Annotated in this window: 12 protein-coding genes; 5 read left to right on the top strand and 7 right to left on the bottom strand. The window is 69.3% G+C overall.

The annotated features are described in order from the left end of the window. Window positions 1-48: 48 nt before the first annotated feature. Together AMK34_RS05135 and AMK34_RS05130 are read right to left on the bottom strand one after the other, a co-directional pair. A complete protein-coding gene (locus AMK34_RS05135) occupies window positions 49-807 on the bottom strand; it encodes an SDR family oxidoreductase (protein ID WP_073843293.1) in 759 nt (252 codons plus the stop codon). A 30-nt stretch (window positions 808-837) separates the two neighbouring features. After that, window positions 838-1,734, bottom strand: a complete 897-nt coding sequence (locus AMK34_RS05130) for an RNA polymerase sigma-70 factor (RefSeq protein WP_073843291.1) — start codon at window positions 1,732-1,734, stop codon at window positions 838-840. A gap of 154 nt (window positions 1,735-1,888) precedes the next feature. Here AMK34_RS05130 and AMK34_RS05125 point away from each other — a divergent pair, with 154 nt between their 5' ends. After that, window positions 1,889-4,672, top strand: coding sequence for a M36 family metallopeptidase (locus AMK34_RS05125; RefSeq protein ID WP_083649741.1), 2,784 nt, complete (start codon window positions 1,889-1,891; stop codon window positions 4,670-4,672). 574 nt (window positions 4,673-5,246) lie between these two features. Continuing rightward, on the top strand, window positions 5,247-6,638 hold the full coding sequence (locus AMK34_RS05120; protein ID WP_073843289.1) for an MFS transporter: 1,392 nt from the start codon (window positions 5,247-5,249) through the stop codon (window positions 6,636-6,638). 58 nt (window positions 6,639-6,696) lie between these two features. Here AMK34_RS05120 and AMK34_RS05115 read toward each other — a convergent pair whose 3' ends face one another. After that, window positions 6,697-10,989, bottom strand: coding sequence for a GH92 family glycosyl hydrolase (locus AMK34_RS05115; protein ID WP_073843287.1), 4,293 nt, complete (start codon window positions 10,987-10,989; stop codon window positions 6,697-6,699). 226 nt (window positions 10,990-11,215) lie between these two features. Here AMK34_RS05115 and AMK34_RS05110 point away from each other — a divergent pair, with 226 nt between their 5' ends. After that, complete coding sequence (locus AMK34_RS05110; protein ID WP_073844580.1) at window positions 11,216-12,859, top strand: tannase/feruloyl esterase family alpha/beta hydrolase; 1,644 nt, start codon at window positions 11,216-11,218, stop codon at window positions 12,857-12,859. 73 nt (window positions 12,860-12,932) lie between these two features. On the opposite strand, the gene AMK34_RS05105 is transcribed toward AMK34_RS05110, so the two are convergent. The 4 genes from AMK34_RS05105 to AMK34_RS05090 form a co-directional block, all read right to left on the bottom strand. After that, a complete protein-coding gene (locus tag AMK34_RS05105) occupies window positions 12,933-13,595 on the bottom strand; it encodes an ABC transporter ATP-binding protein (protein ID WP_073843284.1) in 663 nt (220 codons plus the stop codon). After that, a complete protein-coding gene (locus AMK34_RS05100) occupies window positions 13,595-14,287 on the bottom strand; it encodes an ABC transporter ATP-binding protein (RefSeq protein ID WP_037338214.1) in 693 nt (230 codons plus the stop codon). Before AMK34_RS05100 ends, AMK34_RS05105 begins: the two co-directional genes overlap by 1 nt. Next, window positions 14,280-16,856, bottom strand: coding sequence for an FtsX-like permease family protein (locus AMK34_RS05095; protein WP_083649740.1), 2,577 nt, complete (start codon window positions 16,854-16,856; stop codon window positions 14,280-14,282). Before AMK34_RS05095 ends, AMK34_RS05100 begins: the two co-directional genes overlap by 8 nt. A gap of 147 nt (window positions 16,857-17,003) precedes the next feature. After that, a complete protein-coding gene (locus AMK34_RS05090; RefSeq protein ID WP_073844578.1) occupies window positions 17,004-20,192 on the bottom strand; it encodes a BTAD domain-containing putative transcriptional regulator in 3,189 nt (1,062 codons plus the stop codon). An 83-nt stretch (window positions 20,193-20,275) separates the two neighbouring features. Here AMK34_RS05090 and AMK34_RS05085 point away from each other — a divergent pair, with 83 nt between their 5' ends. Continuing rightward, window positions 20,276-21,151, top strand: coding sequence for an NAD(P)-dependent oxidoreductase (locus AMK34_RS05085; RefSeq protein WP_073843280.1), 876 nt, complete (start codon window positions 20,276-20,278; stop codon window positions 21,149-21,151). Between the two features lie 10 nt (window positions 21,152-21,161). Next, a complete protein-coding gene (locus AMK34_RS05080) occupies window positions 21,162-22,022 on the top strand; it encodes an NAD(P)-dependent oxidoreductase (protein WP_038513257.1) in 861 nt (286 codons plus the stop codon). The last annotated feature ends 299 nt before the right edge of the window (window positions 22,023-22,321 follow it).

Below are 22,321 nucleotides of genomic sequence, written 5' to 3'. Positions count from 1 at the left end.
CCGTAACTCCCGCGCGTGAGCCCGGCTCGGTGCGCCGCATCCAGAGGACTAAACGCGGGTAGAGAGGAACTCCTCGAAGGTGCCCACACCGGTCGCGTTCTCCGGGGTCAGGTTGCCGCCCGCCCGGAACGCCCTGGCCGCCTTACCCGGCACCCACAGCGAGACGATCGGCTTCCGGCGCCCCACCGAGCGCTGATACGCCTCCGCCAGGTCACGCGCGCTCCGCACCTCCGGGCCGCCCATGTCCGCCACCCGCCCCGACGGCTCACCGGACGCCAGCGCGACCAGCCGGTCCGCGACATCGCCGGTGCTGACCGGCTGGAACCGGAAGCCCGACGGCATGATCGTCACCGGCAGCCGCCGCTGCGCCGACGAGGCTCGCGCGACGAGTTCGTGGAACTGCGTCGCGCGCAGCACCGTCCACGGCAGACCGGACTCCTCGATCACCTTCTCCGAGGCCAGCTTCTCGTTGTAGTAGAAGAACCGGATCACGTCGATGCCGACGATCGAGATGTACACCACGTGCGGACGTCCCGCCCGCTTCGCCGCCTCGACCAGGTTCCTCGTCACCTGCTCGTCCCCGCGGCCCAGCGTGGACGCGCAATGGATGATCGCCGACACACCGTCGACCGCCTCGGCGAGACCGTCACCGGTCTTCAGGTCGCACCGCGCCCACTCGTGCCGCACGTCCGCCGGCCGCGGGCGCCTGCTCATGACGCGGACCCGCCGATCTTCGGCCGCCAGCCGCCGCACCACCTCGCGGCCGAGATCGCCGGTACCGCCGGTCACCAGAATCGGGTTCGCCACCTTGATCCTCCTTCTCGAGAGCTTTCACCCTCAAGAACCAGCGGGCCATCCGGAACGTGACAGCTGCCCCGACAGGAAGGCGAGCTTGTCCGGATTGCCGACCGCGCGCAGCCCGCGGATCCGGCCGTCCACCACCTCGAACCCGAGGATGCCGAACAGGGCGTCACCGGCCGTCGCGACCACCGCCGGGCCGCCGTTGACCTCGAGGATCTCGATCGACACCTGGCCGGCGCCGGCGAACATCCCGGCGTACAGCCGTGCGACCTTGGCCGCGCCGTGTACGGGACGCCGCGCCGCGGTGACCTTGCCGCCACCGTCCGACCACGCCGTCACGTCGGCGGTGAGCAGACTCTCCAAAGCGGGCAAATCGCCGTCCCGCGCCGCGGACAGGAAGCTCTCGACCAGCTTCTCGTGATGGCGCGGGTTCGAAACCCGTCGCTCATCCGTGCGGTCCAACGCCTTTCGCGCACGGCTGTGCAGCTGACGCGAGTTGACCTCGGAGACGTCGAGGATCCCGGCGATCTCCCGATGGCTGTAGGCGAAGGCCTCCTTCAGCACGAAAACCGCGCGCTCCACCGGGCTGAGCTGCTCCAGCAGTACCAGCATCGCCAGCGACACCGAATCCCGCTGCTCCGCCGTCTCCAACGGACCGAGCACGTCGGTCGAGGTCAGAACCGGCTCGGGCAACCACGGCCCGACGTAGCGCTCGCGCTGCGCCCTGGCCGACGTCAGCCGGTTCAGGCAAAGATTGGTGACCACCTTCGCCAGCCACGCCCGTGGTGAGCCGATCGACTCGCGCTCGGCGCCCGCCCATTTCGGATACGCGTCCTGAACGGCGTCTTCCGCCTCGGCGGCCGAACCGAGCAGGCGATACGCGAGCCCGAACATGGCGGGCCTCAGCCGCTCGAATTCCGTCGCGCTGTCCATCGTCCCCTACGAATCCCTCTTGAATCCACTGTGGACACCATCCTGCCAGGGGTACCGCTCACCGGGATTGCCGTACCTGATCGGCGCTGACGTCCACTGTGACTGTATCGGTACGAATGGAACGTCTGCGTCACCACCGAGAGAGGGGTCTGGAGTGACGTCACGTTCGTCGCGTTCGCGTGCCTCGCTGTGCGCCGCGACCGCCATCACCGTATTAGCGCTGGTCACGGCGCCCCAAGCCGGTGCGGCACCGGCACCGGGCGCCGTGCACACCACACCGGACAGATCAGGGAAGGACGTCGATGTCCGTGACACGGCGAGAACCAGTCCGCGCGTCCTGGCCGCGCGAGACCGGCTCGCGGCGTCGCGGGCGAACTCCGTCGCGACCGCGCGGGCGGAACTGGGCAACCAGGCCCTGCTCGACTTCGACGAGCTGACCGGCACACCCCGGATCCTGGCCCGCACCGACGGTTTCCTCACCGGACCGAGCGGCAGGTCACCCCGCGACATCGTGCTGAACTACCTGCGGGACAAGGAAGACCTCGTCGGTCTCAGCGCCGCCGACACCGCGAAACTGAACCTGCGCAAGGACTACGTCGACGTCGAAGGCACACACCATCTGTCCTTCACCCAGTCCGTCGGCGCCGTTCCGGTGTTCGGCAACGGATTGAAGGCACACGTCACCAAGGACGGCAGGCTGATCCAGCTGGACGGCGCGCCCGTGCGCGACCTTCCCGCGTCACTCGGCGCGGCGACGCTGGCCGCGCCCGGCCCCGACTCGAAACAGGTCGCGTTCCTGACCGGCGACGGCATCCGTCCCGCCTGGTACACGCTGACCAAACCCGCCGTGGACCAGATGTTCCAGGAAGTGACCGACGCCGGCACCGGGAAACTGCTCTACCGCAAGAACCTGGTGAACCACGCCAACGACGCCGACGGAGCCAAGGGCCTCGCTTGGGAGGCTCAGCCCGGGCCGCAGAAGCAGGTCAACCTGAGCCAGAAGGGCTGGCTGCCCGCCGACGCCAAGACACTGGACGGCAACGTCGCGCACGTCGCCGCCGACGTCAACGGCGACCAGAAGTTCCAGCCGCAGGAAGAAATCGGCCGGAACACCGACGGCACCTTCCGCTACAAGTTCAGCGACTTCAACGCCGCCGTCGGCCCGCCGTGCTCGACGGCAAGGCCCTGCTCCTGGGACCCGAAGACACCGGGTTCGTGGGCGAAGAACCGCGAACAGAACGCCGTACAGGCGCTGGCCTACGTCGGGAGCTTCCACGACCACCTCGCGTCGTTCCCGATCGGCTTCACCCGCGAGGCGGGCAACTTCGAGAAGGTCGACGGTGACGCCGTCCAGGTCCACACCCTGCTCGGCGCGCAGACGCCGGGCTACTACAACAACGCGTTCATGGGCACCCCGCCGGACGGCCATGCGCCGACGATGGGGATGTTCCTGTTCCGCGACCCGAGGGACCCGACCGACCCGTTCCTCGCGGCGAACTCCGCGGACGACGCCACGATCATCCACCACGAGTACACCCACGGCCTGTCCAACCGGCTCGTCGTCGACGCACAGGGCAACTCCACCCTGAGCTCCCTGCAGTCCGGCTCCATGGGCGAGGCCTGGAGCGACTGGTACGCCTTCGACTACCTCGTCGGACGCAACGCGATCAAGGACACCTCGGCACCGGGTGAGCTTCTCGGCGGGGACTACGTCAGCAACGGCGTTCCTCTCGCCCGCACCCAGCCGCTGGACTGCCCGGTCGGCGCCGGTGCCCCGCAGTGCCCCGGCACGCCCGGTGCCGGTCCCGGCGGTTACACCTACGGCGACCTCGGCCGGATCATCGGCTTCCCGGAGGTCCACGCCGACGGCGAGATCTGGGCGAGCACGCTGTGGGACGTCCGCTCGGCGCTCGGGGTGCAGCTGACGCGGGCGCTGGTCACCCGCGCGATGGAGCTTTCGCCCGCGGCGCCGTCGTTCCTGGACATGCGGAACGCGATCCTGCAGGCCGACACGGTGATCAACGGCGGCCGCGCGCACGCCAAACTGTGGAAGACGTTCGCCGCCCGCGGCATGGGTTACTTCGCCGCGTCGATCACCGGCGCCGACACCGCGCCCGCGGAGGACTTCTCCACCCCGCCGCCGGCAGGCACCCCGACCGGAACCGTGACCGGCAAGGTCACCAACCGCGACAGCGGCACCCCGATCGCGGGCGTCGCGGTCCGGTTCAGCGGGCACGACTCCGGTTTCGCCGGTTCGCTGGCCGCCGTCACCGACGCCGCGGGCGGCTACACCATCCCCGGCGTGCTCCCCGGCACCTATCCGAAGGTCTACGCCTCCGGAGGCGGCGCGGACAGCGAAACCCGCGCGGTCTCGGTGCGGTCGGGAACCACCAAGGTCGACTGGGCGCTGCGGTTCAACTGGGCGTCCGGCGACGCGGGCGCCGGCGTCACCGCGTTCAACGGTGAGGACTTCACCCCGTACGGCTGCGGTCCTGGTGATCTCGTCGCCTCGTCGGCGCTCGGCGGTGGCGGCTGGTCGACCGACAAGGTCGTCGGGCCCGACGGCAAGATCGAGACGCGGTTCGTCACGATCAAGCTGGGCAAACCGGTCAACGTCAGCGCCATCGAGATCGATCCGACCAATGTCTGCGGCGACGACCCGCCCGCCGCGGCCAAGGACGTCACGGTCGAGACCTCGGCGGACGGCACGACCTGGGTGAAGGCGGGCACCGGCGACTTCAAACCCGCCGACCTGAACAAGCTCACCGCGCTCCAGCTCGCTCCGGGCAGCGCGACCGGGGTGCGGTTCGTGCGGCTGACCGTTTCGTCCAACCAGCTGTCGTTCTATCCGGACAGGCCCTGCTCGCCGCAGCCGACGACGGCCGGGTGCCTGTACATGGACGTGCAGAAACTGGCGGTGCGGGGCGCCGCGGCCTGACTCGCCCACCGGTCTCGTGAGTGGCGAGGACGGTTCTAACCCGAATCGCCACTCACGACCGCCGCGCCGCCGCCCTTGCTCACCCGAAGTACATGAAGGCCCCCTTCCTTGCGCTAGACGCAAGGAAGGGGGCCTTCATGTACTTCGGGAAGGTGCCCTTACGCGTCACTGCTGAAGCTGGTGGTGTTGTCGAGCCGTGGGTGGCGATCGAGAAGTCCGTGAAGGCCTCCTTGCCCTAACCGTCCTCACCACTCACAAGGACCTGGCACCGCACTCACGTGATCGAAGCCGGAACTCGCGTGATCAGAGGCGGAACACCCGAGTGCGGCCTCCAAACACGCGAGTCACGTCCCTGATCACCCGAGTCACGCCGTTGCTCACGCGCGGCCGCTGGTGTTGCTGAGGCTGCGGATGGCGGACTTTGACCAGTAGGTGCGTTGGCCCTAACCGTCCTTGACACTCACGAGTGCAGTAGGCTGGAGCCATCGGGGTAGAAACGTGCTCACCTCGCTGAGCACGCGCATACGCGGGATCGAACGAACCGTCACTCCTTCATTCCGAAGGAGTAGACCCTTTGCGTACCCCCGCTCTCGCCGAGAAATGGCCCGCGCTGGCCGGGCTCTCGGCCGTGTTCCTGTTCGAGATGCTCGACAACTCGATCCTCAACGTCGCGCTGCCGACCATCGGCCGCGAACTCGCCGCCTCGACGACGACCCTGCAATGGATCACCGGCGCGTATTCCGTCGTGTTCGGTGGTCTCATGCTCGCGTTCGGCGCGCTGTCCGACCGGATCGGCAGGCGCAAGATCATGCTCACCGGTCTCGTCCTGCTCGGCGTGGCGAGCCTGGCCACGATGGTCGTCACCGCCGCGTGGCAACTGATCGCCGTCCGCGCGCTCATGGGTGTCGCGGCCGCGATGACGACGCCGGGTTCCCTCGCCCTCGCCTTCCGGCTGTTCGACGAAGACGTCCTGCGCGTCCGCGCGACCACGCTGATCTCGACGGTGGGCCTGATCGGCCTCGCCGTCGGCCCCACCGCCGGCGGGCTCGCGCTCACCGTGGCGCCGTGGCAGGCGCTGCTGCTGGTGAACGTGCCGGTCGCCGCGCTCGCGTTCCTCGGCATCCGGACCGGTATCCCCGCCGACGATCCCGCCGGCCTGCACCGCGAACCGATCGACGTCGCGGGCGCCGTCCTGGGAACCGGGACGATCGTCCTCGCCTTGCTCGCTCCCACGTTCTTCGTCGAAGCCGGAACCTCCTCGGCCCTGCCGTGGGGCGCCGCCGCAGCCGCCCTTGTCGCCGGAGCCTGCTTCGTCGTCCGTGAGAAGACCGCCCGGCATCCTCTGCTCGACCTGGCACTCGTCGCCAGGCCACTCGTGGCCAGCGGCCTGGCGCTGAAGGCGGCGGCCGGATTGGCGACCGCCGGACTGAGCTACCTCGTGACGCTGCACCTCCAGTTCGGTCTCGGCTGGGCGCCGGCCGAAGCGGCGCTGGGGATGCTGCCCCAGGTCGTCGTCCTCATCGCCGGCGGCGCCGTCATCAGCCCGCTGATCACCCGCGTCGGGCTCACCAAGGCCGCCTGGCTCAGCGCCGCCGCCGTCGTGTGCGGGCTCGCGGTCTACACCGTGTTCGGCGGACTCGGCTATGCCTGGATCGCCGTCGCGCTCGCCCTGGTCGCGGCGGGGATGCGGGTGGTCGGCGTCGTCGCGGGTACCAACGTCATGCGAGGCCTGCCCACGAACCGGACCACCATCGGAGCCGCGCTCGTCGACACCGCCGGCGAGGTCACGACCGGGATCGGCATCGCGTCGAGCGGCACCATCCTGGCGCTGGCCTTCCCCGGAGCGCTGACCGCGGCCCTGCACTCGGCCGACTTCCTGACGGCGACCACTTACGCGGGTCTCGCCCTCACGGTGCTGTCCGCGGCCCTGGTCGGGTTCGGCATCCTGCGTTCCCGAAACGCGTGAAGGCCTCCTTCCCTCGGCTCAGCCGAGGGAAGGAGGCCTTCACGCGCATACCGGAGGACTACAGCTTCGCGCACTGCCCGGCGGCCGGGCCGCGGACGGTGTTCTGCAGGTCGTAGTCCGTCGGAGCGGGGGAGTTGGCCGCGCACGCCAGGGGGCCGCCGATCGTGCTGGAGGTCAGCACCGGCCCCTTGTTGCCCGTCAACGCCACCGGCCCGCCGATCTCGGTCAGCTCGATCGACACCGGCCCGGTCGTCCCGGTGATCGCCACCGGGCCGCCCACCTTCGTCCGGTCAAGCACGACCTGCGCCGCACCGTTCGCGGTCACCGGCCCGGAGATCGAGCCGCCGCGGACGATCAGGCTCGCACCCGCCGCCACCGACACCGGACCGGACACCGTCGCACCGTCCACACAGGTCACCCCGCTCTGCACGGTCAACGGACCCTTGCGCTCACCCGTGATCGTCTGGGTGCACGCCGCGTCGGGCTTGCCCAGCACCTCGAACTCCGACAGCGACGCCTCGCCGCCCGTGGTCGCGGTGACCTCGAGCCGGTAGTAGGCGTAATGCGCCGGGTTCGCGATCTTGAACGCCCTGGTCTGCTGCCGCCACGAGAACTTCTGCTCGGTCCGCTGATCCGCGACCGCCCAGCTCTTCCCGTCGTAGGAGCCCTTCAGCACCCAGCTCTTCGCGTCGCCCGCGCCCTTGCCCGAAGTCAGCGTGTAGAACGAACCCGCCTCGTTCGTCGAGGGCACCTGGTACTGGATCGGCGCCTTGACCTTCGCCTCGGTCCGCGACGTGTTGTCGAAGAACGCCGCGTCCCCGCCGGAGACCGGCTTGGTCAGGTCGTGCACCGGCGTCGGCACCGCGTCGCCCTTGGTGATCGACTTCGGCGCGTCGTCCGGGCCCGTGCCCCACGACGACGGGTTCGGACCCATGTCGAAGTCGAGCGTCCCGCCGTTCGCGATCGCCGCATGTGCCAGCGACGTCGACGTCTGCGCCTTGCCGTTCACCTTCAGGCCCTGCACGTAGACGTTCTTCGCGCTGTTCTTCGGCGCGTTGACCACGATCTTCTTGCCGCCGGGCAGGTTCACGGTCGCCTTGGTGAACAGCGGCGAGCCGATCGCGTAGTCCGAGCTGCCGACCTGCAGTGGGTAGAAGCCCAGCATGCCGAACAGCCACCAGGCCGACTGCTCGCCGTTGTCCTCGTCACCGCCGTAGCCCTGGCCGAGCTCGCTGCCGACGTACAACCTGGCCAGCGCCTCGCGGACCTTCGCCTGCGTCTTCGACGGCTGACCCGCGTAGTCGTACATGTAGAGCGTGTGGTGCGCGGCCTGGTTCGAATGCGCGTACATGCCCATCCGCACGTCCCGGGCCTCGGTCATCTCGTGGATGACGCCGGGATAGGTGCCGAATTTGAGCCCCTGCTCGGGTTTGGCGAAGAATTCGTCCAATTTGGACGCCAGCCCCGCCTTGCCGCCGTAGAGGTTCGCCAGACCCTGTCCGTCCTGCGGAACCGAGAACCGCATGCCGTACGCGTTGGTCTCGGTGTAGTCGATACCCCAGACCTCCGGGTCGAACTGCTCCTTGCTCCGGGTGAACTTGCCCGCCGCGTCACGGCCCTGGAAGAAGCCGACACTCGGGTCGAACACGTTCACGTACTGCGTGGCCCGCTCGGTGAAGTACCCGTAGTTGTCCAGGTACTCCTGCTTGCGCGGGTCGTTCGCCGGAGCCTCGTCGTAGAGCTTCTTCGACATGTTGGCGATGGCGTTGTCGTTGACGTAGCCCTCGATCGCCCAGGAGAACCCGTGGTCCGCGGTGTTCGGCGCGTACCCGAGGAACGTGCCCTCGTCGATGCCCTTCCGCCCGACCGCGCCGTTCGGCGGGGTCACGGTGGCGTTCTTGATCGCCGAGTCGTACGCCGACTGGACGTCGAACCCCTTGACTCCCTTGAGATAGGCGTCCGCGAACGCGGCATCCGAGCTGGTGCCGGTCATCAGGTCCGCGTAACCGGGGGAGGACCAGCGCGAGATCCAGCCGCCGTCGCGGTACTGCTGCACGAAACCGTCGACGAGCTTGCCGGTGGTCTCCGGGCTGAGCAGCGAATACGCCGACCACACCGTGCGGTAGGTGTCCCAGAACCCGTTGTTGACGTAGAACTCGCCGTCGACCAGTTTCGCCCCGGTCTGGGTCGGAGTGTCCTGACCGGCCTTGGGTGACACCGGGCTCGCGTACTTCTTCACCGGCTTCTCCACCGTGCCGACGTTCTCGAAGCCCGAGTTCGGGTACAGGAACAGGCGGTAGAGGTTGGAGTACAGCGTGATCAGCTGGTCCTTCGAGGCCCCTTCGACCTCGACGACCTTGAGCTTCTGATCCCACGCGTTCTGCGCGGCGTCGGCGACGGATTCGAGGGTCGCGTTCGGCGCGAGCTCCTGCTCCATGTTCTTCTTCGCCTGGTCCACGCTGATCAGCGAAGTCGCGATCCGCATGTTCACCGTCTTGTCGGCGCCCGCGTCGAACTTGAGGTAGCCGAGGACGTTGTCCCGCTTCTGGTCACCCGAACCGGTGGACAGCTTCGAACCGGCCGTCACCGGCTTGTCGAAGGTGGCGTAGACGAACATCCGGGTCGCACCGGCCGACAGCCCGCTCTTCACGTCGCTGTACCCGGTGATGGACCGGCCGGCCGGGTCGAGAGTGAGCCCGCCGTTGTTGTTGACGTTGTCGAAGATCAGGTTCGAGTCCGCACCGGGGAACTTGAACCGGTACAGCGCGGCGTGATCGGTCGGCGCGACCTCGGTCTTGATCCCGTTCTCGAAATCGACGCCGTAGTAGTGCGCCCGCGCCGTCTCGTTGGAGTGCTTGAACGGCAGTTTCCGCGCTTCGCGGTCCGGGTTCGGCACACCACTCGCGGCCGAGGGCAGGAACTGGAAGGTCTGCCGGTCGGCCATCCACGGGCTCGGCGCGTGGCTCGCGGAGAACGCCTGCAGTGCCGGGAGGTTCTGCTCGTTGTTGCGCGAGTGGTAGGAGTACATCCAGCTCAACGTGCCCGCGTCGGTCGTCGGGATCCAGAAGTTGAACCCGTGCGGGACCGCCGTGGCGGGCATGTTGTTGCCGCGGGAGAACGACCCGTTGGACAGCGAACCGCGCGTCGTCAGCACGTTGTCGGACGGGCGCAGGCTCGCCGGCGGCGTCGGCGTCGCCGAGACCTTGATGTCGTCCAGCCAGCCCTGCAGCGAACCGGGCCCGTCGGCGTTGTCGTAGCCGACCAGGATCCGGTCGATCGTCTTGCCCTTCGCGACCACGCCGATCTGCGAGCGCACCAGGTTCCACTGGTTGGTGTAGAGCACCTTGCTGGCGCCCTGGCCCTGCGGGGAAAGCCCGAAGCCGTACTGGTCGACCGCGCCGAGCTGGCTCAGATAGGTGCCGTCGGTGAACGCCAGGTCCACCGCGACGTTCGTGCTCGGGTACTTCAGATCGCCGCGGATGAACTCCGGCTGCACCTTGTACGACAGCTCCGAGGTCGCCGCCACCGGGATATCGACGTCGAAGATCTTGTTGTACGACCAGCCGTGCCCCTGCGCCTTGTGGCTGCCGGAGTAGCGGAACGCGCGCAGGCCGGTGAAGCCGACCCGGTTCTTGTTGGTGTAGCCGCTGCCCGGACCGCTGTCGGTGAAGCTGCGCATGTTCGGCAGCGCCGGCGGGGCCGGGTCCTCGTTCGCCAGGAGCAGCTCGGAGAGCTGCATGATCGGGCCGCCGTTGTTCTTGGTGACGTCGAGCCGGAAGAACTTGTACGCGGCACTCGCGGCGGCGAGGCGGTACTCCTTCGTCTGGAACGGCTCGCTGAACTTCTGCCCGGTCTGCTTGTCCAGATCGGTCCAGGTCTTGCCGTCGGTGGAGCCCTGAAGCGTCCAGTCCTGCGGGTTGCGGTTGTCGAAGTCGTTCGCCGAGGACAGCGCGTACCGGGTGATCGACGTCGGCTCGGAGAGCGTGACCTGCGCCCAGCCGGTCGGGGTCCAGGCCAGCCATTTGGTGTCGGTCGAACCGTCGACCAGGTTCGCCACGCCCTCGTTCGGGGTGTTCTCGCTGTTGGCGGAGACCTCGGTGACCTTGCCGCGGATGTCACCGGGGATGGTGGTGGCGTTCGCGCCGTCGACACCGAACGCCTTGGGCTTGCCGGACGGGTCGACGTCGACGGTGTCGCTCCACGTCGGCTCCGGTTCGCCTTGTTCGAAAGAGGAGTAGAAGTCCGGTGGGAGCTTTTCGGCCGAGGCGGTGGCGGGGAGGGCCACCAGCCCGGACGCCACCACCGTGGCACTCAGGAGGCCGCAGACCCAAGGTCTGACGCTTCGGGGCATCGTTGCACCAATGCTTTCTCGCGGGGGCATGCTGGGCGCCGACCAGGCAGGGGGACCGGTGGCGCCCAGAGAGAAAAGCCCGGCTGTGACATCGATGTCAAGACACTCGGACAAACCTGGCCCGAACTGGACAACCCGGATGCCCGGAAACCTGGTGGACAACGGACAGAGCCGGGGCCAGGGTGAAGTGACGGCTGAAGTCGATCCCGGAAACTGGGGTGGGGACATGCGGCGGTTGTCCATGCTCGGCGTGGCGGCGCTCATCACGGCAGGCTCGATACTCACGGCTCCGGCGGCCACCGCCGGCGAAACGACGTTCCGCCCGGTGCGCACCTGCGCCGACCTGGTGCGGACCTACGACGTTCCCGGCGCGACCACACACGTCGAGACCGCGACCGTCGTCCCGGCGACGGCGACCGAACCGGAGAACTGTGACGTCCGCGGCTACGTGGAGCCGGCGGTGCGGTTCCAGCTGCGGCTGCCGACCAAGACCTACGCAGGCCGGTATCTGCAGTTCGGCTGCGGCGGGTTCTGCGGGGTGGTCACCACGCCGCCGTTCGCCGACTGCGGTCTCCCGCACGGCGGCGACGTCGCCGTGGCGGCCACCGACGACGGGCACGTCGGCAAGACCCCCTCCGTCGTCGACGACGGCAAGTGGGCCGAAAACGACCAGGCCGCCCGTGACGACTTCGCGTTCCGTGCGCCGCATGTGGTCTCGAAGGCGTCCAAACGGCTGATCACGGCGTTCTACGGCGCTCCGCCGAGGAAGTCGTATTTCAGCGGCTGCTCCGACGGCGGCCGTGAGGCGCTCCTGCTCGCGCAGCGCTATCCGCACGACTTCGACGGCATCGTCGCGGGCGCACCGGCCGGATACTGGGGGCCGCTGCTCGGCGTGTATCAGACCTGGCTCGCCAAGGCGAACACCGGCGCCGACGGCAAGCCGATCCTGACCGCCGAGAAACTCCCGGCGTTGCACGCCGCCGCACTGTCCTCTTGCGACAAGTCCGACGGACTCGGCGACGGCGCCATCGACGATCCCCGCACCTGCCGCTTCGACCCGGCCACGATCACCTGCCCGCCGGGTACCGACAACGCGGGCTGCCTCACCCCGGCGCAGGTGGCCGCCACGAAGAAGATCTACGCGCCGCCGACCGACGAACGCGGCCGCAAACTGTACCCGGGCGGCCAGACCGTCGGCTCCGAACTCTCGTGGTACGGCTGGATCATCCCGTCAGCGGAAACCGGCGGCATCGCCTTCGCGCAGGCACTCGCCGACAACTACCTGAAGTACATGGCCTACCCGATCGGCACACCGCATTCGTCGGTCGAGAAATTCGCCTTCACCTCCCGTGAGTTCGACCGGCTGACCCCGGAAGGCATCCGCTCCAACGCGATGTCGACGGATCTGCGCGAATTCCGCCGTGCTGGCGGGAAACTCGTGATCTGGCACGGCTGGGCGGACCAGGCGATCCCCGCCGCGGGCAGCATCGACTACTACGAGCGGCTCACCCGCGCCAACGGCGGCCCCGCCGCGACGCGGGACTGGGCCCGGCTGTTCATGGTTCCCGCGCTGTACCACTGCGCGACCGGCGACAAGCTGACCGAGTACGACCCGCTGAAGGAACTGGTTTCCTGGGTCGAACGCGGCACCGCACCGGACCGGACGATCGCCACCGGCCGCGACGCCGACGGCAAGGTCTTCCGCACGCGGCCCGTGTTCCCGTATCCGCTGCAGGCCAAGTACGACGGCACGGGAAGCGTCGACGACGCCGCGAACTTCGTGCCGGCTCCGCCTTCACGGCCTTCGCACGATCTCGTGAACTGGGCGGGGAATGGGCTGTACGGCAAGCCGGGGCCGGTCGCTCCCTAGCCGCGCCAAATGTCATGAAAGGGTCGTTCAGGACGAAAAACGTCCTGAACGACCCTTTTATGACATCCGGAAGCTACGAAAGGACGCCGTCCAGCAGCCGTACCCGCCGGTCCGCGATCCGGTGCACCTCGTCGTCGTGCGTCGCCACGATGACCGCGGCACCTTCTTCGGCGCAGCGCCGCAACAGCCGCAGCACCCGCGGCGTGCTCCCCGCGTCCAGATGCGCCGTCGGCTCGTCGGTGAGCAGGACCCGGGGCCGCCCGCTGACCGCCCTGGCGAGCGCGACGCGCTGCTGCTGCCCAAAAGAGACTTCCAGCGGGTAGCGCTCGCCGAGGTCGCCGATCCCGAGATCCTCCAGCAGTTCCGAAACCCGCGCGTGGATGTCCTTCGCGCTGGGCTTGGGGATGTCGGACCGGAGCCGCAGCGGCAACGCCACGTTCTCCGCGATCGTCAGTTCGTTCGCCAGGCCGAGCGCCTGCGGCAGGACGGCGCAGGTGTGCCACGGCGGCGCGCCCGCTATCGGGACGCCGTCCAGCAGGACACTGCCCGAATCGGGCGAGTCGAAACCGCACAGCAGGGCCAGCAACGCGCTCTTGCCGGAGCCGGAGCGGCCGGACACGGTGACCAGCTCACCCGCGGCCACTCGCAGTTCTAGCCCGCGCAGGACTTCGACGTCCCCGCTGGGATGGGGGAACCGGCGGCGCAACCCGACGGCCTCGAGGGCGGGTTCCGCCATCACGGCACGACCTCCCGTTCTTCGACCTTTTCCAGTCTGCCCTTGTGCATCCGCGCCACCCGGCTGCCGAGTTCGATGAGCCGATCGTCGTGCGAGGCGACGATGACGGCGAAATCCTGACCCGCCAGGTATTTCAGGGTGTCGAGCACGCGGTCGGCCGAGGCTTCGTCCAATTGGGACGTCGGCTCGTCGGCGAGTACGACGGTCGAGCGGCGAGCGAGCGTGCAGCCGAACGCGAGACGCTGCTGCTGCCCGCCCGACAGCGCCGAGATCCGCCAGCTGCCGGTCCCGCCGAGCCCCAGCTGATCGAGGATGTCGTCGGGCAGGCATTCGGTTCCGGCCGATTCCGCCGCCGCGCGGAGGTTGTCGGCGACGCTCAGATACCCGAGCAGGTTGTCGGTCGGGTTCTGGAACACCAGGCCGAGGTGGTGCCGCCGCAGCGCCCGCCGGTCGCGATGCCGGAGCTTTCCGGTTTCGGTTCCCTGGAACGAGATCGTGCCCCGCACGGGCTGTTCGAACAGGCCGAGCGTCCGCAGCAGGGTGGACTTCCCGGAGCCGGACGGTCCCGCCAGCACGGTGATGCCGCGCGCGGGGATGTCGATGGTGACGTCGTCGACGCCGGTCACGGTGCCCGCCGGGGTCTGGTAGTCGACGCCGATGCCGCGGAGCCGGAAGATCGGTTTCTCAGGCACGGATCAACTCCGCGGTCCGGGCGGTGCGCACCGAGCGCATCGCGATCCAGCCCGCCAGCGCCACGACGAGCACACCGACGGCGAGCACGGTCAGGGCGAGCGGGGTCGGGTCGGGCAGCGCCGATTGCGGTGGGAGGAACGTCGCCGGGTCGAAGCGCGGCACCGAAAGTCCCGCGACCGACACACCGCAGACGACGCCGATCACCACGGCGAGCCCGCTGAGCGCGCCCAGTTCCATCAGGTGACTCGCCAGCAGGGCGCGAGGCCGCATCCCCATCCGCAGCACCAAGGCCCCGGCCAGCGCGTTCTGGCGACGGCGGACTTCGACCGCGACCAGGAGCGACAGCACCGCCACCACACCGAGGACGGCACCGAGCAGGGCCATGAACGAGAACGTCCACGACACCACGTAGAACGGGAGCGCGTCGAGCGCGGACTCGCGGGTGACCCGGTTGACCGCGGTCATCACCCCCACGGAGGCCAGCGCCTCGGTCACCTGCGTCATCGAGGAGCTGGACAGCAGGCTCCACTTGGGTATGGAGCGCAGCTGCGCCTCGCTGAGCGAATCCCGGGAGACCACGTACCCGGCCTTGGTGCCGATGATCGGGAACATCGGCAGTTCGCCGACCGCCCTGGCTTCCCCGAGACCGGCGGGCAGCGTGGCCTTCTGGGCGGGGTCGTTCCCGATCCGGATCGCGGGAACACCGGCGCCGGGGCTCGACAGTTCGCCCAGCAGCCGGTCGACCTCCGCCCCATCGAGTGGGCCGAACGTGGCCGCCTGCCGGAACGTCCGCGGATCCACGACCAGCACGACGTTGCCCGCACCGGTCAGCTCGCCGACGATCGCGGCGCTGCCGGTGATCGAGTCGGGCAGCGCGACCTTCCCGGTGCCGACGACGCTTTCGGTGTCGACCCTGGTCTCGGCCCCGACGAAGATGGCGGACTTCGTCTGCAGCGCCTCCTCCTGGCCTCGGGCGATGCCGATCCCCGTGGCCAGCGTCCCGATGGCCAGCGTGCCGATCACGAGCACGCCGGTGACCGGGGCGCGGGCGCTGGCGAGCCGCCGGATGGCCAGTTGCAGCGCGGGCCGGGACCACAGGCGTGCGCGATGCGACGCGTGCAGCGCGAGCCAGGCCAGCCGCGCGGCGACGAGCCCGACGGTGAGCACGACGAACACCGGATACGTGAGCGCGAGCGGATCGACCTGGGGGAGCGGGTTGCCGATCCGCGATCCCTTGCTGTAGTCGACGAGCCGGTTCCAGCCGAGCAAGGCGACAGCGGCGGTGAGCAGCTCCCACGGGAAGAAGGCCAGGAGCTTCACCTTCTTGCGCCGCCCGGAGCGGACCCGGCCGAGTTCGAATTCCCGATGGGTGCGGACGGAGATCACGCCGGCGAGCAGCGCGAGCGAAACAAGCAGGATCGCGGCCGCGACGAGCGACCCCCACAGTGTCGCCCCGTCGTTCAGCTCACCCGGTGGTCCGTACACGCCGAGCAACAGCCGGGCCAGTACCGCGCCGGCCGCGCCGCCCGCCACGATCGGGAGCCCGAGCTCGGCCACCGCGAGCAGTCCGAGCGCCCCCGGGCCGCTGCCTCGGGCCGACAGCAGCCTCAGCTGAGGATGCCGCCGCTGGTACCACTGCAGGGCCACCGTGCCGATCCCGGCGCAGCCGACCAGGATGCTGATGGCCGCGAGCGGCAGGATCGAGACCAGGACGTTCGATTCCGCCTGGTTGCTGATCTCGACGGAGCGCTCGAACGGCAGCGACCCGATGATCGCGTCACCGAGTCCGCGCGAACCCAGATCCGCCTTGACCGCGGCGATGAGCGCTTTCCCGCGTTCCTGGAGGTCCTCGGCCTCGCCCACGGTCTTGGGCGGGGCGTCGTAGAACGACATGTGGAGCGTCTTGATCGTCGGGAGGTTCAGCGCGCGGACCGTGTCGTCGAAGGTCTTGCCGTCGTTGGCGAACATGACCGAGTCGAGCGGGTCGTTGGCGAGCCTGCTGACGACCGCGTTCCGCTGTTGCGAGCACCACCAGCGCGGCGCGGGATCGGGCAGGTCGCGATACAGCCCCGTCACCGGGGGTATCGGGGTGCCCTTGATGCTCGGGGTGGCGCCGGGCTTGATGTTCTCCGCCCCGGCCACGACGGTGCCGAGCAGGAATCCGGCGCCCGTCGAGCCGCCCGCCAGATCGAGATGGCCTTGAAGCGCCTGATCCCGGTGAGCGAGGACGACCTTGTAGTTGGGGTCGCCGTTGAATTCGGTACCGAAGAGATACGGCGTGTAGCGGGAGGTGACCGGCGCGGGGAAACCGTGCGCCGGCGCGTTCCGGCGGACCGAATCGATCACCTGCGGAGCGACCGCGGCGGGGACGTTGTCCTTGCTGAACACGGGCCCGTAGTAGTCCGGGCACACGATGTCGGACTGATACGTGACGGCCGCACCGCCCGCGGCCGAGGCCTGCAGGACCGCTGCCGTGCCGAGGAAACAGGCCAGCAACGCGGTCACCGCGGCGATGATCAAAGTCAGGGGACTGGTCAGTGCCGCCCTTGGAGCCGCTCGCCACGGCATTGTCACCCTGGGCCCGCCGGGAGCCCCCCACCTCACCCGCATGGATACGCACGCTACCGGTCGAGGCGCCCGGGCGACAGAAAGAAATCACCGTTTGTTGCTGACGTGAAGTAAGGGATGGTCCATTGTGGTGATACGGGTGCATGCCTACTGACTGTCCGTCACCAACTGATCGATCGGTAAGGCCTCACCCGCCTCGCACTCCGCCGAGAATGCGGTTTCTCCGAGCGCCGCGACGACGACGCCGGTGATCCGGTCGACGTCACCGCGTTCGGCCTTCGGCAGGGGAGCGCCCACCGAGCGGCGGGAAGCCGCCGCCGCACCCAACAGTCGCGCGGCCAGGCGATACGCGCCGGCCGCCGCTTCCGCGCCGGCGAGACCTTCGAGGCCGAGCGCGATCGCACGGGGATCTTCGCTGTGGCGTGCGATCGCGAGACCGTCGAGCTGGAGTCGTTTCGCCGCCACCGCGTCTCCGCGTTGTTCGGCGATGAACCCGAGCTCGGCGAGGACGAGGGTGCTACCCGCTTCGGACTCCACGCGGCGATGCCAGTCCAGTATGGACAGCAGGCGCCGCTCGGCCTCGTCGAACAACCCCTGGCGTCGCGCGCCGAGCGCGAGCCCGGTTTCGGCGTAGACCTCAGCGGGTTTGAAGCCGTGTTCGACGGCCAGCGTCCTTGCCCGCTCGTGGTACTCCCTCGCCTCGTCGAAATCGCCCATGAGCAGCGCCGTCCGGCCCAGCCACGACAGTTTGTAGGCGACTTCCGGCCACAGCCCGAGTTCCTCCGCGCGGCGAAGACTTTCCCGATGGACGCGGAGGGCGTGCTCGTACTCCCCGGCGATCGAGGCCAGCATGCCGAGGACGAACGACGCCTGCAGCCAGCCCCAGCGTTCGCCGAGTCCGTCGAAGATCGCGGCGCTCTGCGCGGCGACCCGGCCTCCTCCGGTGAGGTCACCGCCCGAGATCAGATGGGACGCCCGGTCGCTCAGCGCGGCCGCGGTGCTCCAGTCGTCGCCGATGTCGCGGGCGGTTTCCAACGCGTCGAGCGTGAGTTTCTCCGCGCGGCACAGGTCGCCGACCGTCGACCACGCGTAGCCGAGGAACCACGACATCCGCGCCCGGGCACCGGGATCGGCGATGCCCCGCACGGTCTCGTCCACGGCGGCGTCCGTGCCGGTGCCGTCGAGCACGGCGATCCCGGTGCGCCAGCCGAGAGCCTGGGCGTACTCGTCTCCGGCGTCGATCTCCATCCCGAGCACGAGGTCGAGCGAGCGCCGGGCCTCGGTGAGCCGCCCGCGCAGGAACCAGAACCAGGTCGTCGCGTTCACCAGCCGCGCCGCGAGCCGGTGTTCTCCTTGCCTCAGCAGCGTTTCCAGCGCTCGCCGGGTGTTGGCTCCCTCGGCGTCCAGCCTGTCGAGCCAACGGCGCTGCTCCCGGCCGCGCAACCCCGCGTCACCGCGTTCGGCCAGCTCGACGTGGAAACGGGCGTGCCGCAAGTACAGATCGTCGAGTTCGCCCGCTCGCTCGGCGTGCTCCAAGGCGTACGCCGAAACGGACTCCAGCAGTCGGAACCGCGGCTCGCCGGACTTGCCCGGCCTGCTGACCACCAACGACCTGTCGACGAGGCGGGACAGCAGATCCAGGACGTCCCTGGCGGCGATCTCCCCGCCCGCGCAGACCGACTCGGCGGCGTCGAGCCCGCACCCCTCGGCGTGGACGGCGAGCCTGCGCAGCACGATCTGCTCGGGCCCGCTCAGGAGGCTCCAGCTCCAGTCGATCATCGCGCGGAGGGTCTGCTGACGGCGCGGCCCGCCTCGTCTGCCCGAGGACAGCAGGCCGAACCGGTCGTCCAGGCGGGCGAGGAGCTCGTGCACGCCGAGCGTCCGGACCCGGGTGGCGGCGAGTTCGAGCGCCAGCGGGATTCCGTCGAGGGTGCGGCAGATCCGGGCGACCACCGCCGCGTTCTCCGCGTCGAGCGCGAACCCCGGTGCCGCCGCCTCGGCGCGGGCCGCGAACAGCCGGACCGCGCTCGATTCCCGCACGGCGGCGAAATCCGGGTGCTCGGGCAGTTCGAGTGGCGGCACCGCCCAGACGTTCTCCCCGGGCAGCCCGAGCGGTTCCTGGCTGGTGGCGAGCACCCGCAGCCGAGGCACCGCCGCGAGCAACCGCTCCACCAGCGCCGCGACCGGCTCGACGACCTGCTCGCAGTTGTCCAGGACGAGCAGGATCTCCTTGTCCCGTAAGGCGGCGGCCATCGACTGGGTCAGTGTTCCGGTGGACGTCGCCTCCTCGTGAAGGTCCAGTACGGCCGCGACGACCACGGCGACGAGATCCTCCGGCGGGCACGTCGGGCACTCGACGACGTCCAGACCCGCCAGCTCGACGAGCCAGGTGCCGTCGGCCATCGTGAGCCGCGACGCGGCCTCGATGGCGAGCCTGGTCTTGCCCACACCGCCAGGGCCGGTGAGGGTGACCAGCCGCGCGTCGGTGACCAGCGCCCCGACCTCCTTGACCGCGGTCGTGCGGCCGATCAGCTCGGTCAGCGCCTCAGGAAGGTTTCCGCGCACCGGCTCGGCGGCGCGAGTGGTCTCGAGTTCCGGGCTGCGGGTGAGGATCGCCTGGTGCAGCGCCGCGAGGTCCGGGCCCGGTTCGAGGCCGGACTCGTCGCGCAGACGGGCCCGCAGCTCGGCATAGGTTTCGAGCGCCTCGCTGTGCCGCCCGGCCGCGTACAACGCGCGCATCAGCAGGCCGCGCAGCCGCTCTCGCAGCGGATTCCGTGAGACCAGACCGGCGAGCTCCCCGGTGAGGACGCCGTGTTCGCCGAGGGTCAGCCGGGCTTCGGCACGGTCTTCCTCGGCGAGCAGCCTTTCCTCCTCCAGCCGCTGAGCGGCGGCGACGGCGAAGGGCTCGTCCTCGAATCCGGCATAGGCAGGCCCTCGCCACAACGCCAGCGCGTCGGCCAGCAGGGCCGCACGAGCACGCGGGTCGACCGCGTCGCGGCCGCGGGCGGTGAGCGCGCGGAACCGATGGACGTCCAGCTCGCCGGGCTCGACGGCGAGGACGTAGCCGGCCGGTTGGTGGGTCACGAGCTCCCTGGCGCCCGGCTCGGCCCGATCCATGGCACGACGCAACTGGGAGACCTTGGTCTGCAGGGTGTTGCCGGGATTGCCCGGCGGGTGCTCGCCCCAGAGATCGTCGGTCAACGACGACACCGACGCCGCCCTGCCCTCGCGCGACAGCAGCGCGGCGAGCAGGAGGCGGACCTTCGCCTCGGGCACGACGACGGGCTCGCCCGCGGTCGTCCACGCGGCGAGCGGCCCCAGCACTCCGAATCGCACGAAACCGACGTTAGCGCGGACCACCGACAAGACCGTGCGTGAACCCGCAGCGATCCGTGCGCGGGCCGCGTCACGGTGGTCCCATGAGCGAACACGGAAAGACCCCGGTGACGGTGCTGGGGCTGGGCGCGATGGGAACCGCGCTCGTAGAAGCACTACTGGCGGCGGGCCATCCGGTCACCGCCTGGAACCGGACCGCGAGCCGGGCCGAGGCGGTGGCGGCGAAGGGAGCTTCGGTCGCTTCGACCATCTCGGAGGCTCTCGCGGCGAACACGATCGTGATCGCCTGCCTGCTCGACTACGACTCGGTGCACGAGGTCCTGGACCCGGTGGCGGCGGAGCTCGAGGGACGGCAGCTGATCAACCTGACCAACGGCACCCCCAGCCAGGCACGCGAAATGAGCGCTTGGGCGGAGGGACTGGGGGCGGCCTACCTGGACGGCGGGATCATGGCCGTCCCGCCGATGATCGGCACGCCGGCGGCGTTCATCTTCTACAGCGGATCGGGCACCGTCTTCGGCCACGCCCGCACCGCGCTCGACACCTTCGGCGGCGTCAACTACCTCGGCGCCGACCCCGGACTGGCGCCGCTGCACGACATCGCGCTGCTCAGCGGGATGTACGGGTACTTCGTCGGCGTCATCCAGGCGTACGCGCTGGTCGGCTCGGCCGGAGTCAAGGCGCGGGAATTCGCGCCGCTGCTGCGCGGCTGGCTCGACGCGATGGGCGGCTTCCTGGAGCGCTCGGCCGAACAGATCGACGACGGCGACTACGTGACCGACGTCGTGTCGAACATCGGGATGCAGGCGGCCGCCTACCCGAATCTCGCGCAGGCGGCGGAAGACCAGGGCATCAGCGCCGAGTTGCTCACGCCGCTCCAGTCGCTGATGGACAAGCGGGTCGCCGGCGGACACGGCGCCGAAGACCTGATCGGCGTCATCGAACTCCTCAAGAAGTAAGGAAAAAACAATGATCACACTGATCGGGCTCGGCCCGATGGGACAGGCCATGGTCCGGGTACTCCTGGAGAACGGCCACGGAGTGACCGTCTGGAACCGCACCGCCGCCCGCGCGGACGGCGTCGTCGCCGCCGGTGCCGTGCGTGCCGAGACCCCGGCGGACGCGGTGTCGGCGTCGGAGCTGGTGCTCTTGAGCCTCACCGACTACGCCGCGATGTACGACATCCTCGGCAAGGCCGAAGACGCCTTGGCTGGCAAGGTGATCGTCAACCTCAGCTCCGACACCCCGGAGAAGACCCGCGAAGCCGCCGAGTGGGTCGAGGCCCGCGGGGCGCGGTTCGTCGCCGGCGGAGTGATGGTGCCCGCCGAACTGGTGGGCAAGGACGAGGCGTACGTCTTCTACAGCGGCCCCACCGACGTGTTCGACAAGCACCGCGACACCCTGGCGCTGATCGGGCGGCCGGACTACCTCGGCGAGGACGTGCGGCTGGCACAGCTGTTCTACCAGGCGCAGCTGGACGTCTTCCTGACCTCGCTTTCGGTGTTCATGCACGCGAGCGCGCTGGTGCGCTCGGCCGGGGTGCCGGTGGAGAAGTTCGTCCCGTACGCCAAGGACAACTTCAAGATGATGGATTTCTACCTGGACGCCGCGGCCGAGCAGATCGAGAAGGGCGAGCACCCCGGCGACGAAGCCAACGTCACGATGATGGGCGCGACGGCCGACCACATCGTCGAGGCGAGCCGGGACGCGGGGATCGACCTGGTCCTGCCGGAGGCGATCAAGTCGCACTACGACCGGGCGATCGCCGCGGGCCACGGGCGTAGCTCGTGGACCAGCCTGTTCGAGATCATCAAGGCGGACGTCAAGTAGGCGCTCGCGCTCGCATCTGTAGTACGTGAAGGCCCCCTTCACTGCGCTAGACGCAATGAAGGGGGCCTTCACGTACTTCAAGCGAGCAAAGGCGGCGGTGACGTGGTGGGGCGCGTCTCGTGACGATTCTATTGAGGAGTAAGTCAAATGTGGCGCGTGTGCCACCCCAGGCCGCTGTCCACAGTGGTCACTTTCCAGGCAGCATACGACTGCTTTATGCCTGTAAGTCCGATTTTGCAGGGAGTCGTGAGTGATAAAGAGGGTTAGAACGACCATCGCCACTCACGACCCCCAGGCAA

Origin of the sequence: Amycolatopsis sp. CB00013 (assembly GCF_001905755.1) — a bacterium.
Lineage (GTDB): Bacteria > Actinomycetota > Actinomycetes > Mycobacteriales > Pseudonocardiaceae > Amycolatopsis > Amycolatopsis japonica.
This window is presented reverse-complemented; position numbering and strand designations above follow the sequence as displayed.